Source organism: Pseudomonas cedrina subsp. cedrina, from assembly GCF_001983175.1.
In the GTDB taxonomy this organism is placed as follows: domain Bacteria; phylum Pseudomonadota; class Gammaproteobacteria; order Pseudomonadales; family Pseudomonadaceae; genus Aquipseudomonas; species Aquipseudomonas cedrina.
This window is the reverse complement of sequence record NZ_MNPW01000004.1, coordinates 246,659-261,855: the sequence shown is the minus strand read 5'-3', so window position 1 is coordinate 261,855 and position 15,197 is coordinate 246,659. Positions and strand designations below refer to the sequence as shown.

The window sequence follows — 15,197 nt, the reverse complement described above, 5'->3', positions numbered from 1 at the left end:
GTCTTAGCCTCGGTTCCTTACTTCACCGGCACCTTCACCGGCGACGCTTGCCGCCAGGATCGCCAGCACCAACTGCTGGAAATCCAGGCCGGCTGCGCGAGCGGCCATGGGCACCAGGCTGTGGTCGGTCATGCCCGGCGCAGTGTTGACTTCCAGGAACCAGAAATTCCCCTGGTCGTCCTGCATCACGTCTGCCCGCCCCCAACCGGCGATACCCAGCGCCTCACAGGCTTTCGCCGTGAGGTCCATCAATTCCTGTTCTTTGCTTGCATCGAGGCCGCACGGGATCCGGTACTGGGTATCGGAAGCCACGTACTTGGCGTCGTAGTCGTAAAAGGTGTGGGGCGTGCCCAATGCGATTGGCGGCAATACCTGGCCACGCAGGGTGGCGATGGTGTACTCGGGACCCTGGATCCACTGTTCCACCAACACTTGCGAATCGTAGGTACTTGCCGCTTTCCATGCGTCGATCAATTCGGCGGCCGAGTTCACTTTGGCCATGCCGATACTGGAGCCTTCATGGGCTGGTTTGACGATCAAAGGCAGGCCCAGTTCCTTGGCCGCAGAAATACAATCGTCCTCGCTGCACAGCACGCTATGACGCGGCGTCGGAATGCCCAGGCTGTGCCACACCTGCTTGGTGCGCAGCTTGTCCATGGCCAGCGCCGACGCAAGGATGCCGCTGCCGGTGTAAGGGATGCCGGCGCACTCCAACAGGCCCTGCATGCTGCCGTCTTCACCGCCACGGCCGTGCAGAATAATGAAGGCGCGGTCGATCTTCTCGGCCAGCAGGCGGGCGAGGAAGTCATCGCCCACGTCGATGCCGAATGCGTTTACACCGGCACTTTGCAGCGCTTGGAGCACGGCGTTGCCGGACTTGAGCGACACTTCGCGCTCAGCACTTTTACCGCCGAACAACACTGCGACGCGGCCGAAATCAGCCGGTGCGATGGTCGAGAACAGGGAGCCGTAGTCAGTGATCATTTCGACTTCCCCTTCTGCGCGGCAAACAGCGGACTCGCCAACAATTTAGGCGCAAGGCCGCCAATGTCACCGGCGCCCTGGCACAGCAGGATGTCACCGGCACGCAGCAGCGGCTTGACGATGGGCGCCAGGTCCACGCCTCGCTCGATGTAGATCGGGTCCAGCTGGCCACGCTGGCGGATGCTGTTGCACAACTTGCGGCTGTCGGCGCCCGGGATCGGCTCTTCACCGGCCGGGTACACTTCCATCAGCAGCAGCACGTTGGCATCGGCCAATACATTGACAAAATCGTCGTACAGATCGCGCGTACGGCTGTAACGGTGCGGCTGGTAGACCATCACCAGGCGGCGCTCCGGCCAGCCACCGCGTACGGCCTTGATCACGGCCGCGACTTCGGTGGGGTGGTGACCGTAGTCGTCCACCAGCATCACGTCACCGCCCTCGACCGGCAGTTGACCGTAGACCTGGAAGCGTCGGCCGACCCCGGCAAAACGTGACAGGCCTTCGACGATGGCTTCATCGCTGACGCCTTCATCGGTGGCGATGCAGATGGTCGCCAGGGAGTTGAGCACGTTGTGGTTGCCCGGCATATTCACCGATACATCCAGCGGCTCACGGTCGGGGCGCAGTACGGTGAAATAGGTTTGCATGCCTTCCTGGCGCACATTGATTGCGCGCACGTCGGCGTCTTCGCTGAAGCCATAGGTGACAGTCGGACGCTTGACCAGCGGCAGGATTTCGCGCACCACCGGATCGTCCAGGCACACCACCGCCAGGCCATAGAACGGCAGGTTGTGCAGGAACTCGACGAAGGTTTTCTTCAGTTTGTTGAAGTCGCCGTCGTAGGTAGCCATGTGGTCGGCGTCGATGTTGGTGACCACGGCGACCAACGGCTGCAGGTGCAGGAAGCTCGCGTCACTTTCATCGGCTTCGGCGATCAGGTAGCGGCTGGTGCCGAGCTGGGCATTGGTGCCGGCTGCATTCAGGCGACCGCCGATGACGAACGTCGGGTCCAGGCCGCCGGCCGCGAACACCGAGGCGATCAGGCTGGTGGTGGTGGTTTTGCCGTGGGTACCGGCGACGGCGATGCCGTGGCGATAACGCATCAGCTCGGCCAGCATCTCGGCGCGAGGCACCACGGGAATGCGGCGTTCCAGGGCGGTGGCCACTTCCGGGTTGGAGGTGTTCACGGCACTGGACACTACCAGCACGTCAGCCTCGGCGGCGTTCTCGGCGCGGTGGCCGATAAAGATCTGGGCGCCAAAGGACTTCAGGCGATCGGTGACCGGCGATTCCTTCAAATCAGAGCCGGACACCTGGTAGCCCAGGTTCAGCAATACTTCGGCAATCCCGCACATGCCCACGCCGCCGATGCCGACGAAGTGAATGCGACGGATGCGGCGCATTTCCGGCTGCGGCATGGCTTTCTGATTCTCAACCATGGGCCACCTCCAGGCAGATATCGACCACGGTGCGGGTTGCGTCAGGTTTGGCCAGGCGGCTTGCGGTGCTCGCCATGCTATTGAGTCGTTCCGGTTGCATCAAAACCTCGGTCAGGCGTGCGGCCAAATCGGCGGCGCCAGTCGTTCTTTGCGGCAGTAGGAAGGCAGCGCCCTCCCCGGCCAAATATTCGGCGTTGCGGGTCTGGTGGTCGTCGATGGCATGGGGCAAAGGCACCAGCAAGGACGGCAGACCGGCAGCAGCCAGTTCACTGACGGTCAGCGCGCCAGCGCGACAGACCACCAGGTCGGCCCAGCCATAGGCGTGGGCCATGTCTTTGATGAAGGGCTGGACGTTCGCCTCTACACCGGCCTCGCGATAACGCGAGGCGGTGACTTCATCGTGGTGCTTGCCGGCCTGATGGAAGATTTCCGGGCGCAGCGCTTCAGGCAGTTGCGCAACGGCTTCAGGCAGCAGTTTGTTCAGCGGCTCGGCGCCCAGGCTTCCGCCGAGGATCAGCAGATGTGCCTTGCGTCCGGCCAGCGCCTCACGGGCAATGCCCATGAACAGCTCGGTGCGCACCGGGTTGCCGGTGGTGCGGCGTTTGTCCGAAGCCGAGAAGGTGTTCGGGAAGGCTTCACACACCCGCGCGGCCAGCGGCACCAGCAAGCGGTTGGCGGTACCGGCAACGGCGTTCTGTTCGTGCACGATCACCGGCACACCGGCGAGTTTTGCCGCCACGCCACCGGGGCCGGTTACATAACCGCCAAAGCCGAGTACACACACCGGCTTCAACTCGCGAATGACCCGACGCGCCTGCCACACAGCCTTGAGCAACACGAACGGCGCCTTGAGCAGCGATAGCTTGCCCTTGCCCCGCAAGCCCGTGACGTTGATCAGGTGCAGCGGCAAACCGGCGTTCGGCACCAGCTCGTTCTCGATGCCGCGCGGCGTGCCCAGCCAGTGGACGCTGTAGCCACGGGACTGGAACTCCCGCGCGCACGCCAAGGCCGGGAACACGTGGCCCCCGGTGCCGCCGGCCATGATCAGCACGTTAGCGCCCATGGGTCGGCTCCTCGGCGAAGTCGCTTTCGCTGAACTCCATCTCTTCGCTGCCCAGGTGGGTTCGACTTTCCCACTCGATGCGCAGCAACAGGCCAAGACAGATGCAGCAAATCACCAACGAACTGCCGCCGTAGCTGAGGAACGGCAACGTCAGGCCCTTGGTAGGCAGCCGCCCGACATTTACCCCGACATTGATCAGGAATTGGCCGATCCAAAGGAATGCCAACCCGTAGGCAACGTAAGCGGCGAAGAATTGCTTGGCCTTTTCCGCCCACAGCCCTATGTACATGGCGCGCACACAGACGAATACAAACAGCGCAACGGTGCACAGCGAACCCACCACACCCAGCTCTTCGGCAAGGACCGAGAACACGAAGTCGGTGTGGGCTTCCGGCAGGTAGAACTGCTTCTGCACACTGTTCCCCAGCCCTACGCCAAACCACCCGCCTCGACCAAAGGCAATCAAGGCCTGGGTCAACTGGTAACCCGCGCCGAACTGATCAGACCAGGGGTCGGTAAAGGTAATCAGGCGGGCCATCCGGTAGGGCTGCGCCAGGACCAATAGATAAACGGCAACCACCGCCAGCACGACCATCAAGGCGAACCGTATAAGACCAACGCCGCCCAGGAACAGCATGACCGCCGCCGCGCCCATCATCACTACCGTGGCACCGAAGTCGGGCTCCATCAGCAACAGGCCGGCCATCGGCAGCAGCACGATGAACGGCTTGAAGAAGCCCATCCAGCTTTCGCGCACTTCTTTCTGACGCCGCACCAAATAGCCGGCGAGGTAGATCACCACGAACACCTTGGCGATTTCCGACGGCTGTACGTTGAACGCACCAAAGCCGATCCAGCGCATCGAACCGTTCACCTCGCGGCCGATGCCGGGCAGGATCACCATGACCAGCAAGCCGAACGCGCCGATGAGCATCATCCAACCCAGGCGCTGCCAGGTGGCGATGGGGATCATCATGGTGACGATGCACGCGCCAAGACCGATCACCAGGTAAACCAGGTGGCGGATCATCATGTAAAGCGTGTTGCCCGACTGCACGGCGGCCACTTCGGAAGAGGCCGACGTGATCATCACCAGGCCCAGGCCCAGCAACGCCAGGCAACCGGCGAGCATCGGGAAATCCAGGTCGATGCCGCGCCCGGTAATGATAGGCGAAGGGTACGGCTTGATGATGTTACGCCAGTCGATATTCATGCCAAGGCCTCCACGGCGCGAGCGAACAGCTGACCGCGCTCTTCGTAGTTCTTGAACATGTCGAAACTCGCACACGCAGGCGACAGCAGCACCGCATCGCCCGGCTGGGCCAGGGCTTTGCACTGGGCGATGGCGTCGTCCAGGGAGGTGGCGCGCACTTGCGGCACGGCGTCGCCCAGGGCGGCGGCGATCAAGTCGGCATCGCGGCCGATCAGCACCACGGCGCGGCAATGCGCGGCCACCGGGCCTTTAAGGTCCTTGAAGTCGGCGCCCTTGCCATCGCCACCGGCGATCAGCACCAGCTTGCCGTCGATATCGGCGCCCAGACCTTCGATCGCAGCCAGGGCCGCGCCAACGTTGGTGGCCTTGGAGTCGTTGTAGTAGCTGACGCCGTTAAGGTCGCGCACCCACTGGCAGCGATGCTCAAGACCGCCGAAGCTGCGCAGGCTCGACAGCATGGCGTCGAACGGCAGGCCCACGGCGTGGCCCAGTGCCAACGCCGCCAGGGCGTTGGCCTGGTTATGCGCGCCACGGATTTTCAACTCGCGCACCGGCATCAGGTTCTGGAATTCGAAGGCCAGGTATTTCTCGCCGTTCTCTTCACGAATGCCGAACGCCTTGAAGTCGGGTTTGCCCAGGCCGAAGGTCCAGCACGGCATGCCCTCGCCCATCAGCGGACGGCTCAGGGCATCCTGGCGGTTGACCACAAACTGCTTGGCTCCGCGGAAGATCCGGTGCTTGGCCAAGTGATAGGCCGGCAGGCCGCTGTAGCGGTCCATGTGGTCTTCACTGACATTCAATACGGTTGCCACTTCGGCACCGAGGTCGTGAGTGGTTTCCAGCTGGAAGCTCGACAGCTCCATCACGTACAGCTCGACGTCATCGCTGAGCAGGTCCAGTGCGGGCATCCCGAGATTACCGCCCACCGCCACACGCTTGCCGGCAGCCATCGCCATCTCGCCGACCAGAGTAGTGACGGTGCTTTTCGCGTTGGAACCGCTGATCGCCACGATCGGCGCCTTCGCGTTACGCGCGAACAGGTCGATATCGCCGGACAGCTTCACGCCACGCGCCGCTGCGGCTTGCAGGGCCGGTGTCGCCAGGGCCAGGCCCGGGCTCACGTAGAGCTCGTCGGCGCGGCACAGAAACTCGACATCCAGCTCGCCACAACGCACTTCCACGTGCGGGTAGTCACGGCGCAGCGTGACCAGCTCCGGTGGATTTTCCCGCGTATCGGCCACAGCAAACGACGTGCCCCGGTTCGCCAGGAAGCGAACCAGGGACATGCCGCTCTTGCCGAGGCCGACAACGATGCGGAAGTGGTCTGAAGCGATCAGGGACACTCGTTTCTACCTCAGTTTCAGGGTGGCAAGGCCGACCAGTACCAGAATCACGGTGATGATCCAGAAACGGACAATCACGCGCGGCTCGGGCCAGCCCTTGAGTTCAAAGTGGTGATGAATCGGCGCCATGCGGAACACACGGCGCCCGGTCAATTTGAAGGAGGCCACCTGGATGACCACCGACAGGGTTTCCATCACGAACACACCGCCCATGATGAACAACACGATTTCCTGGCGCACGATCACCGCGATGGTGCCCAGGGCCGCGCCCAGCGCGAGCGCGCCGACGTCGCCCATGAAGACTTGTGCCGGGTAGGTGTTGAACCAAAGGAACCCCAGGCCGGCACCGATCAGCGCGCCGCAGAACACGATCAGTTCACCCGCGCCCGGTACATAGGGAATCAGCAGGTATTCAGCGAATTTCACGTTACCCGACAGGTAGCAGAAGATGCCGAGCGCGCCGCCCACCATCACCGTCGGCATGATCGCCAGGCCGTCGAGGCCGTCGGTCAGGTTCACCGCATTGCTGGAGCCGACGATCACGAAGTAGGTCAGCACCACGAAGCCGATGCCCAGTGGAATGCTGGCGTCCTTGAGCATCGGGATGATCAAGGTGGTTTCCACGGCGCTCGGCGCGGTGCTGTACAGGAAGATCGCGGCGCCGAGGCCGAACACCGACTGCCAGAAATATTTCCAGCGGCTTGGCAGCCCCTTGGAGTTCTTCTCGATCACTTTGCGGTAGTCGTCGACCCAACCGATGGCGCCGAATAACAGGGTGACCAGCAACACGGTCCAGACATAGCGGTTGTGCAGGTCAGCCCACAGCAAGGTGCTGATACCGATGGACGACAGGATCAGCGCGCCGCCCATGGTCGGCGTACCGGATTTGGACAGGTGCGACTGCGGGCCGTCATTGCGAACCGATTGACCAATTTGCAGGTTCTGCAGGGTGCGGATCATCCACGGCCCCAGGAACAGCGACAAACACAGCGCGGTCAGCACACCCAGGATCCCGCGCAGGGTCAGGTACTGAAAGACCGCGAAGCCTTTGTGGAACTGTTGCAGATACTCAGCCAGCAGCAGCAGCATTAATGTTTCTCCGTACTTGAGCCACACAAGGCCGCGACGACGTTTTCCATCACCGCGCTGCGCGATCCCTTGATCAAAATGGTTGTGTGTGTGTCTTGCTCAGCCGCCGTCAGCGCCTGGATCAGCTCAGCCTGGGTCGCGAAATGCCGCGCACCGGGGCCGAAGGCTTTGACGGCGTGGGCCATGTTGGGGCCGACGGCGTAGAGCGCGTCGGCTTTGCCGACGGCGTAGGCGCCGACTTCGCGGTGGCCTTGTTCAGCCCAGTCGCCCAGCTCGCCGATATCGCCCAGCACCAGCACCTTGCGCCCGGCAAAGCCGTTCAGCAGGTCGACTGCCGCGTTAACCGAGGACGGGTTGGCGTTGTAAGTGTCATCGATCACGCGCATGCCGTTGGTTGCCAGTTGCGCCACGGTACGGCCCTTGACCGGCTGCACCGCGCCCAGGCCGGTGGCGATACCGAACAGCGACACGCCCAGGGCGTAGGCAGCGGCAGCGGCGGCCAGGGCATTGGCGACGTTATGGTTACCCAGCAGGTTCAACTGCACGTGCTCACTGCCTTGCGGGGTGTGCAAGGTAAAGGACGGGCAGCCACGGGCATCGACGCTGAGGTGGGAGGCGTGGACATCGGCCGCCGCGTTGAGCACGGCGAACGTCAGGACCTTGCGACCGGCGGCGCGTACACGCCAGGTCTCGAAGGCTTTGTCATCCAGATTCAATACCGCAGTGCCCGTTGCATCGAGGCCTTCGAGGATTTCGCCCTTGGCCTGGACGATTTTCTCCGGGCCGCCGAACTCGCCGACATGGGCGGTACCGGCATTATTGATGACCGCAACCTGGGGTTTGGTCAGCGCCACGGTGTAGGCAATTTCGCCGATGCGCGACGCGCCCAACTCAATCACGGCCGCCGTGTGTTCCGGGGCCAGTTCGAGCAAGGTCAGCGGGGCGCCGAAATCATTATTCAGGTTGCCACGGGTGGCCAGTACCGGGCCGCGCGTGCGCAGCACACCCGCCAACAGTTCCTTGACCGTGGTCTTGCCGCTGGAGCCGGTGATGGCGGCAACCGGCTTGTCAAAGGCGGCGCGGTTCAGCGCGCCGAGTTGGCCGAGGGCCAGACGGGTGTCGGCCACCAGCAATTGCGGCAGCGTGGAGTCCGCCACGGCGCGCTGTACCAAGGCACCCACGGCACCTTTGGCGGCAACGTCGTTCAGGTAGTCATGCCCATCGAACCGCGGCCCGGCCAACGCCACGAACAGTTGACCCGGCTTGATGGCGCGGCTGTCGATACTGACGCCGTCAAAGCTGCAATCGCTCGACAACACACGGGCCGACAGGGCCTGGGCCAGCTCGCTGAATGTCATTGCCTTAAGCATGGGCGACCTCCCAGGCGGCCAAGGCGCGATCAGCCTCGACCAGGTCGGAGAACGCATGGCGCTCGCCGTTGATTTCCTGATAGTCCTCGTGGCCTTTACCGGCCAACACCACCACATCGTCCGCGCTGGCGCTGGCGATCAACTGGGCGATGGCTGCGCCGCGACCGGAAACGAAGGCGGCCTTGGACACGTCGTTGAAGCCCGTCCGGATGTCGTCGAAAATCTGGCCCGGGTCTTCGCTGCGGGGGTTGTCGTCGGTGACGAGCACGCCATCGGCCAGGCGCTCGACGATCTCGGCCATCAACGGGCGCTTGCCGCGATCGCGATCACCGCCGCAACCGAACAGGCACAGCAACTTGCCCTTGGCGTGTGGACGCAGTGCCACCAGAACTTTTTCCAGTGCATCCGGGGTATGTGCGTAATCGACCACGACCAGCGGCTGCGTGCCGCCACCCAGGCGCTGCATGCGACCGGCCGGGCCTTCCAGCTTGGGCAAGACCTTGAGGATTTCATCCAGCGCGTAATCCAGGCCGAGCAACGCGCCGACGGCGGCGAGGACGTTGCTCAGGTTGAAGCGACCGAGCAAGGTGCTGCGCAGGTGGTGTTCACCCTGAGGCGTGACCAAGGTGGCGCGCACGCCCTCGTCATTGAACTGCGCTTCGCGGCAATACAGGTAGGCGCTGGAGTCTTCCAGGCTATAGCTGATCAGGCGCGACTCGCTTTGCTCGGCAGCCAGTTGGCGACCGAACGCGTCATCGAGGTTAACCACCCGGCATTTCAGGTCATTCCAGGCAAACAGCTTGGCCTTGGCGGCGGCGTACGCCTCCATGGTGCCGTGGTAGTCCAGATGATCCCGAGACAGGTTGGTCATCACCGCCACGTCGAACGCCAGCGCGGTCACGCGGCCCTGGTCCAGGCCGTGGGACGATACTTCCATGGCAACCGCCTTGGCACCGGCCTTCTTCAGGTCGGCCAGGGTCGCTTGCACGGCAATAGGGTTCGGCGTGGTGTGCAGGCCGCTTTGCAGCGCGCCATAGAAGCCCGTGCCCAGGGTGCCGACAATGCCGCAGTGCTGGCCCAGCAGGTCGAGGGCCTGGGCAACCAGTTGGGTCACGCTGGTCTTGCCGTTGGTGCCGGTAACGCCGACCAGGTTGAGGTGACGGCTGGGCTCGCCGTAGAAACGCCCGGCGATGTCTGACAATTGCCTGGCCAAGCCTTTGACCGGAATCAGCGGCACGTCGGTGATCGGCAGCACGGTGGCGCCGTCCACTTCATAGGCCACGGCCGCCGCGCCGCGTTGCAACGCATCCGCGATATGCGCGCGGCCATCGAATTTACCGCCAGGCACGGCCAGGAACAGGTCACCGGCGCGCACATTACGGCTGTCCAGGCTCAACTCGCGGATCAACAGATCGCGACCGGCGTGGGCAAAAATCTTGTTCAGGCTAAGAGACATCAGCCGCGCCCTCCATTGGCTTTTACCGCAGCGACCGGTGGGCCGGCGTTCGCTTGCTGGGTCGGCGGCAGGTTGTCCGGCGTGATGTTCATCAGGCGCAGGGTGCCGGACATCACTTTGCTGAACACCGGCGCCGATACCAGGCCACCGAAGTAGCCGGCTTTACTCGGTTCATCGATCACGACCACGACGGCGTAGCGTGGGTCGCTCATCGGCCCGAAGCCGGCGAACAACGAACGGTAGGAGTTTTCGGCGTAGCCCTTGGTGCCCACCGATGTCTTGCGTGCGGTACCCGACTTGCCGGCCACGTGATACGCCGGCACCTGGGCACGGAAGACGCCGCGCGGTGCTTCGATCACCTGCTGCAGCATGCCTTGCATGGTCTTGGCGACGTTTTCCGGGATCACCTGGGTGGCTTGCGGCGCTTCGTCGACGTGGATCAGGCTCAGTGGAACCATCCGGCCATTATTCGCCAATACAGAGAAAGCGTGAGCCAGCTGGATCGCGGTCACCGACAGGCCGTAGCCGTAGGAAAGCGTGGCGGTCTCGGCTTTTTTCCAGTCGCGGTAGTTCGGCAGGTTGCCTACGCGCTCGCCCGGAAAGTTAAGGCCGGTGGGTTGACCCAGGCCGATTTTCTGCGCCAGGCGGTAGATGGCCTCGCCGCCGATATCAAAGGCGACCTTGCTCATGCCCACGTTACTGGAGTTGATCAAGATACCTGTCAGATCCAGCACCGGACCTTCGGTACGGGATACGTCGCGGATGGTATACCTGCCCAACTGCAAGGTACCCGGATACACCTCGACCTTGTCGCTGGGCTTCCAGCGTCCGGTTTCCAGGGCGGCACTCATGGAGATGGCTTTCATGGTCGAACCCGGCTCGAACACGTCGATCATCGCGCGGTTGCGCATCATCGCCGGCTGCAGGTTGCGACGGTTGTTCGGGTTGTAGGTCGGCTGGTTGACCATGGCCAGGATCTCGCCGCTCTTCACGTCCATGATCACCAGGCTGCCGGCCTTGGCGCCGTTCTCGATGATCGCGTTACGCAGCTCGCGGTTCGCCAGGTATTGCAGGCGCAGGTCAATCGACAACGCCAAGGGCTTGCCGGCCTTGGCGTTTTTAGTGACTTGGACATCCTTGATCAGTCTGCCGCGCCGATCCTTGATGACTTGTCGTTTGCCGGGAACCCCGGCGAGCCATTCGTCATAGGCCAGTTCCACCCCTTCACGGCCGTGGTCGTCAATGTCGGTAAAGCCAACCATGTGCGCGGTGGTTTCACCCGCCGGGTAGAAACGACGAAATTCCTCGATGCCATAGACACCGGGGACTTTAAGGTCGAGTACTTGCTGGCCTTGTTCGGGGGTGAGCCCACGGACCAGGTAAATGAATTCCTTGTTGGCCTGGGCTTCGAGGCGTTCGGCCAAGGCCTTGGGCTCCTGGCCGAGGGCAGCCGCCAGCTGCGGCCACTTGTCCTTGGCGACCTGGAGTTCCTTGGCGTTGGCCCACAGCGTAGTCACCGGGGTACTGACAGCCAGAGGCTCGCCGTTACGGTCGGTGATCAGGCCACGGTGCGCGGGAATCGGGATGTGCCGCAGGCTGCGGGCGTCGCCCTGGCCGATCAGGAAGTCGCGGTCGATCACTTGCAGGTCGACAATGCGCCAGACGATCGCGCCCACCATCAATGCGAGCAAACCCAGCATCAGGCGGAAGCGCCATGGGTAGAGTGCGCCTTCGAGCTTCATCATGGCGCCACCATGCGAACGTCGGCCGCGCCCGGAATATGCATTTTCAACTGTTCGGTGGCCAGCACTTCGATACGGCTATGGGCCGTCCAAGTACTTTGCTCCAGGATCAGCCGGCCCCACTCGGCCTGCGCCTTGTCACGCACACTCAATTCCCCATACAGGGTATTGAGCAATTGGCGGTTGTAGTGCGCGCTGTAGGACACCGCAATCGCGGACACCAGCACGCCAACGTACAGCAGCATCATGAAGAAGCTGCCGCCCGGGAGGGGTTTGGCGAAAAGCTTGCTCACCGCAACTTCTCGGCAACGCGCATGACGGCGCTACGGGAACGTGGGTTGGCCTTGAGTTCGGCTTCGGAGGCGAACTGCGCTTTGCCATGGATTTTGATTTTCGGCACAAAGGCTTCGAAACGTACCGGCAGGTTGCGCGGCAGGTTGTCGGACTCGCCCTTGACCAGGCGGCGCATGAACAGTTTGACGATCCGGTCTTCCAGGGAGTGGAAGCTGATCACCACCAGGCGACCACCCACTTCCAGCGCCTCGAGGGCCGCCTCGAGGCCGGCTTCCAGGTCGCCCAATTCGTTGTTGACGTGAATACGCAGGCCCTGGAACGCACGGGTTGCCGGGTTCTTGCCCTTTTCCCACGCTGGGTTGGCGACCTTGAGCACTTCGGCCAGGTCGGCGGTGCGCTCGAACGGCTGGATTTCGCGACGCTCGACCACGGCGCGGGCCATGCGGCCGGCGAAGCGTTCTTCACCGTATTCCTTGAACACACGGGCGATTTCTTCCACCGGCGCGGTGGCGATGAACTGTGCGGCGCTGACGCCACGGGTCGGGTCCATGCGCATGTCGAGCGGGCCGTCATTCATGAAGCTGAAGCCGCGCTCCGGGTCGTCAAGCTGCGGCGAGGAGACGCCCAGGTCGAGCAAAACCCCGGCCACCTTGCCCGCCATGCCACGCGCGGCGACTTCGGCGCCCAGCTCGGCAAAGCTGCGTTGCACAACGACAAAGCGGCCGTCTTCGGCCGCTAGCGCTTGCCCGGTGGCAATCGCCTGGGGGTCCTTGTCGAACCCGAGGAGTTTACCGTCGGGCCCGAGCCGGCTGAGTATCAGGCGGCTATGCCCGCCCCTGCCGAAGGTGCCATCCAGATAGCAGCCATCCGCGCGTACGGCGAGAGCCTCAACGGCTTCGTCAAGCAGTACGGTGATGTGGTTAAAGCCGCTATCAATAGTCACAGGATCAAATCACGCAGTTCATCAGGCATGGCGCCCGGTTGTTGAATAGCCGCCAGGTCAGCTGCGGAAACAGCATCCCAGGCATCTTCGTCCCACAATTGGAACTTGTTCAGTTGGCCGACCAGCATTGCGCGCTTATCCAGCTTGGCGTACTCGCGCAAACGCGGAGGCACCAGGAAACGACCGCTGCCATCGAGTTCGAGGTCGACGGCATTGCCGATCAGCAAACGCTGCAGGCGGCGGTTCTCTTCACGCAATGAAGGCAGGGCGCGCAGTTTGGTTTCGATCAACTCCCACTCATCGAGCGGGTAAACACATAAACAAGGGTCGACGGCATCAATGGTGATGATCAACTGTCCGGAACTTCGCGAAATGAGCTCGTCACGATACCGGCTCGGCATGGCGAGACGGCCTTTTGCATCGAGACTGATAGCGTTAGCTCCGCGAAACACAGATGCGTTTCTCCAAATTTTAGCGTTTTACGTTCAAAAAACCCACTTTGTGCCACTTTCCGCCACTTGCGCACACTATAGGAATGCGCCCACCACACCGTCAAGGCGCGGATTCAAGGAAAAGCCTTACAGAACGGAGATTTAGGAGCGTAAACGGAGGAGAAACCAGAGTTCGACGGTGTTTTTGACCCAGCAAGCGCAGACAGCTCAAAGAGCTATAGCTCAAAGTTAAAGTGATTTATTAAGAGTAAGATTTTTTTGGTATTACGAAGACGCATCTGCCAATGATTTGGCAGGGAGGGATTCTTGCGTTACTACCGGGTTTTTGCCCGAGACTCGGGCAAAAGGAAAAAGGTGGAGAGTCGATCTGTAAGCCGGGTTCTGTCGTGAACAGTCATTCGTCTACGATGGCCATCACTGGACATCTTTAGCAACCTACCCGGTCCCAGCGCGGGCCACGCCTTGGGACCCTATTTGGTCTTGCTCCAAGTGGGGTTTACCTATGCCACGAACTGTTGCCAGTCGCGCGGTGCGCTCTTACCGCACCTTTTCACCCTTACCGGCACCGAAGTGCTTAGGCGGTTATTTTCTGTGGCACTTTCCGTAGGCTCACGCCTCCCAGGCATTACCTGGCACTTCGCCCTATGGAGCCCGGACTTTCCTCCCCCCCCTAATTTTCATAGAGGGCAGCGACTGTCCAATCGACTCTCCGCCGCGCAGGTTAACGGCACGGCGGACTTAGGACAAGTGTTAAAAGTTCAGAACTGCCATCACCTTCAGACGAAATACCGGCTCAATCCCGGAACTAATCGGCTTTCTGTTTATCGAGCGCCGCCTGGTACAGCACATTTTTGCGCACCCCGGTAATTTCCGCGGCCAGGGCCGCCGCGCGCTTGAGCGGCATTTCCTTGAGCAGCAGGTCCAGGACGCGCATGGCCTCGGTGCCCACGGCATCTTCGCTTTCCGGCGCCGTCCAGCCCGCCACCAGCACCACGCACTCGCCGCGCTGCTGGTTGCTGTCGCCTTCGACAAAGGCGCGCAGTTCTTCCAGCGGCAGGCCCTTGAGGGTTTCAAAGGTTTTGGTCAGCTCACGGGCCAGCAGTGCGAGGCGCTCGGCGCCAAACACCAGCTCCATGTCCTGAAGGCATTCAAGAATGCGATGCGGGGCTTCATAGAAAATCAAGGTGCGCGGCTCTTCCTTCAGCGCTTGCAGGCGCGCACGACGCCCAACGGCCTTGGCCGGCAGGAAGCCTTCGAAGATAAACCGGTCGGACGGCAGGCCCGCCGCCGATAACGCTGCGATCAGCGCGCACGCGCCCGGAACAGGCACTACATTGATACCTGCCGCCCGCGCCTGGCGCACCAGGTGGTAGCCAGGGTCGGAAATCAGCGGCGTGCCCGCGTCGGAGATCAGCGCCACATCGTCGCCAGCCAGCAAGCGCACGATAAAACGGCTGCCTTCTTCGCGTTCGTTGTGCTCATGGCAGGCCGCCAGTGGCGTGCTGATACCAAAGTGCTGCATCAACCGCTGGGAATGCCGCGTGTCTTCAGCCGCAATCAATTTGACGTCGCGCAACACCTTAAGCGCACGCGCACTGATGTCGTCCAGGTTGCCAATGGGCGTCGCCACGACAAAAAGCGAGCCTGCAGTGGAATTCAAAGGACCTGGAGCAGTCAAAACGCACACCTCGATGGTTGGCAAAAACCACATTGTAGCGCGTAGGCGCCTTGAAAATATGCCCTCGCTGCCGATGCCCTTTCAGCCGTTTAACGCCAATTGCAACATTTGCACGACCTAAATCGACG

The 15,197-nt window shown here is 62.3% G+C and carries 13 protein-coding genes and 1 other RNA gene; all 14 read right to left on the bottom strand.

The window, feature by feature from the left end:
- Positions 1-3 precede the first annotated feature (3 nt).
- Positions 4-984 carry a D-alanine--D-alanine ligase gene (locus BLL36_RS09775; protein WP_076951236.1) on the bottom strand — a complete coding sequence of 327 codons (981 nt, stop codon included), beginning with the start codon at positions 982-984 and terminating at the stop codon, positions 4-6.
- Positions 981-2,426 (bottom strand): UDP-N-acetylmuramate--L-alanine ligase, encoded by a 1,446-nt coding sequence (gene murC / locus BLL36_RS09770; RefSeq protein WP_076951235.1) that lies wholly within the window; start codon positions 2,424-2,426, stop codon positions 981-983. The genes BLL36_RS09775 and murC overlap by 4 nt, the downstream gene beginning before the upstream one ends.
- A complete protein-coding gene (murG, locus tag BLL36_RS09765) occupies positions 2,419-3,489 on the bottom strand; it encodes an undecaprenyldiphospho-muramoylpentapeptide beta-N-acetylglucosaminyltransferase (protein ID WP_076951234.1) in 1,071 nt (356 codons plus the stop codon). Before murG ends, murC begins: the two co-directional genes overlap by 8 nt.
- Positions 3,479-4,702 (bottom strand): putative lipid II flippase FtsW, encoded by a 1,224-nt coding sequence (ftsW, locus tag BLL36_RS09760; RefSeq protein WP_076951233.1) that lies wholly within the window; start codon positions 4,700-4,702, stop codon positions 3,479-3,481. The genes murG and ftsW overlap by 11 nt, the downstream gene beginning before the upstream one ends.
- Positions 4,699-6,045, bottom strand: coding sequence for a UDP-N-acetylmuramoyl-L-alanine--D-glutamate ligase (murD, locus tag BLL36_RS09755; RefSeq protein ID WP_076951232.1), 1,347 nt, complete (start codon positions 6,043-6,045; stop codon positions 4,699-4,701). The genes ftsW and murD overlap by 4 nt, the downstream gene beginning before the upstream one ends.
- Before the next feature lie 6 nt (positions 6,046-6,051).
- Positions 6,052-7,134: a phospho-N-acetylmuramoyl-pentapeptide-transferase gene (mraY, locus tag BLL36_RS09750; protein WP_076951231.1), complete on the bottom strand. Its 1,083-nt coding sequence runs from the start codon at positions 7,132-7,134 to the stop codon at positions 6,052-6,054.
- The gene (locus BLL36_RS09745) at positions 7,134-8,504 is read right to left on the bottom strand and encodes a UDP-N-acetylmuramoyl-tripeptide--D-alanyl-D-alanine ligase (protein WP_076951230.1); all 1,371 of its coding nucleotides are present in this window, start codon (positions 8,502-8,504) and stop codon (positions 7,134-7,136) included. The genes mraY and BLL36_RS09745 overlap by 1 nt, the downstream gene beginning before the upstream one ends.
- Positions 8,497-9,960: a UDP-N-acetylmuramoyl-L-alanyl-D-glutamate--2,6-diaminopimelate ligase gene (locus BLL36_RS09740; protein ID WP_076951229.1), complete on the bottom strand. Its 1,464-nt coding sequence runs from the start codon at positions 9,958-9,960 to the stop codon at positions 8,497-8,499. Before BLL36_RS09740 ends, BLL36_RS09745 begins: the two co-directional genes overlap by 8 nt.
- A complete protein-coding gene (locus BLL36_RS09735) occupies positions 9,960-11,702 on the bottom strand; it encodes a peptidoglycan D,D-transpeptidase FtsI family protein (RefSeq protein WP_165448092.1) in 1,743 nt (580 codons plus the stop codon). The genes BLL36_RS09740 and BLL36_RS09735 overlap by 1 nt, the downstream gene beginning before the upstream one ends.
- Positions 11,702-11,995, bottom strand: a complete 294-nt coding sequence (ftsL, locus tag BLL36_RS09730; protein WP_076951227.1) for a cell division protein FtsL — start codon at positions 11,993-11,995, stop codon at positions 11,702-11,704. The genes BLL36_RS09735 and ftsL overlap by 1 nt, the downstream gene beginning before the upstream one ends.
- Positions 11,992-12,939, bottom strand: coding sequence for a 16S rRNA (cytosine(1402)-N(4))-methyltransferase RsmH (gene rsmH / locus BLL36_RS09725; protein WP_076951226.1), 948 nt, complete (start codon positions 12,937-12,939; stop codon positions 11,992-11,994). Before rsmH ends, ftsL begins: the two co-directional genes overlap by 4 nt.
- Complete coding sequence (gene mraZ / locus BLL36_RS09720; RefSeq protein ID WP_003171868.1) at positions 12,936-13,391, bottom strand: division/cell wall cluster transcriptional repressor MraZ; 456 nt, start codon at positions 13,389-13,391, stop codon at positions 12,936-12,938. The genes rsmH and mraZ overlap by 4 nt, the downstream gene beginning before the upstream one ends.
- Positions 13,392-13,745: 354 nt before the next feature.
- Positions 13,746-14,100, bottom strand: an RNA gene (gene rnpB, locus BLL36_RS09715) — RNase P RNA component class A.
- 96 nt (positions 14,101-14,196) lie between these two features.
- Positions 14,197-15,102, bottom strand: coding sequence for a 16S rRNA (cytidine(1402)-2'-O)-methyltransferase (rsmI, locus tag BLL36_RS09710; protein WP_162279228.1), 906 nt, complete (start codon positions 15,100-15,102; stop codon positions 14,197-14,199).
- Positions 15,103-15,197: the final 95 nt, after the last annotated feature.

What these genes read in the sequence shown, in the direction of transcription:
- BLL36_RS09740 (WP_076951229.1), bottom strand. Translation starts at nt 9,960, where the DNA reads ATGTCTCTTAGCCTGAACAAGATTTTTGCCCACGCCGGTCGCGATCTG.
- murC (WP_076951235.1), bottom strand. Translation starts at nt 2,426, where the DNA reads ATGGTTGAGAATCAGAAAGCCATGCCGCAGCCGGAAATGCGCCGCATC.
- BLL36_RS09735 (WP_165448092.1), bottom strand. Translation starts at nt 11,702, where the DNA reads ATGAAGCTCGAAGGCGCACTCTACCCATGGCGCTTCCGCCTGATGCTG.
- BLL36_RS09775 (WP_076951236.1), bottom strand. Translation starts at nt 984, where the DNA reads ATGATCACTGACTACGGCTCCCTGTTCTCGACCATCGCACCGGCTGAT.
- murG (WP_076951234.1), bottom strand. Translation starts at nt 3,489, where the DNA reads ATGGGCGCTAACGTGCTGATCATGGCCGGCGGCACCGGGGGCCACGTG.
- rsmI (WP_162279228.1), bottom strand. Translation starts at nt 15,102, where the DNA reads ATGTGGTTTTTGCCAACCATCGAGGTGTGCGTTTTGACTGCTCCAGGT.
- mraY (WP_076951231.1), bottom strand. Translation starts at nt 7,134, where the DNA reads ATGCTGCTGCTGCTGGCTGAGTATCTGCAACAGTTCCACAAAGGCTTC.
- BLL36_RS09745 (WP_076951230.1), bottom strand. Translation starts at nt 8,504, where the DNA reads ATGCTTAAGGCAATGACATTCAGCGAGCTGGCCCAGGCCCTGTCGGCC.
- ftsW (WP_076951233.1), bottom strand. Translation starts at nt 4,702, where the DNA reads ATGAATATCGACTGGCGTAACATCATCAAGCCGTACCCTTCGCCTATC.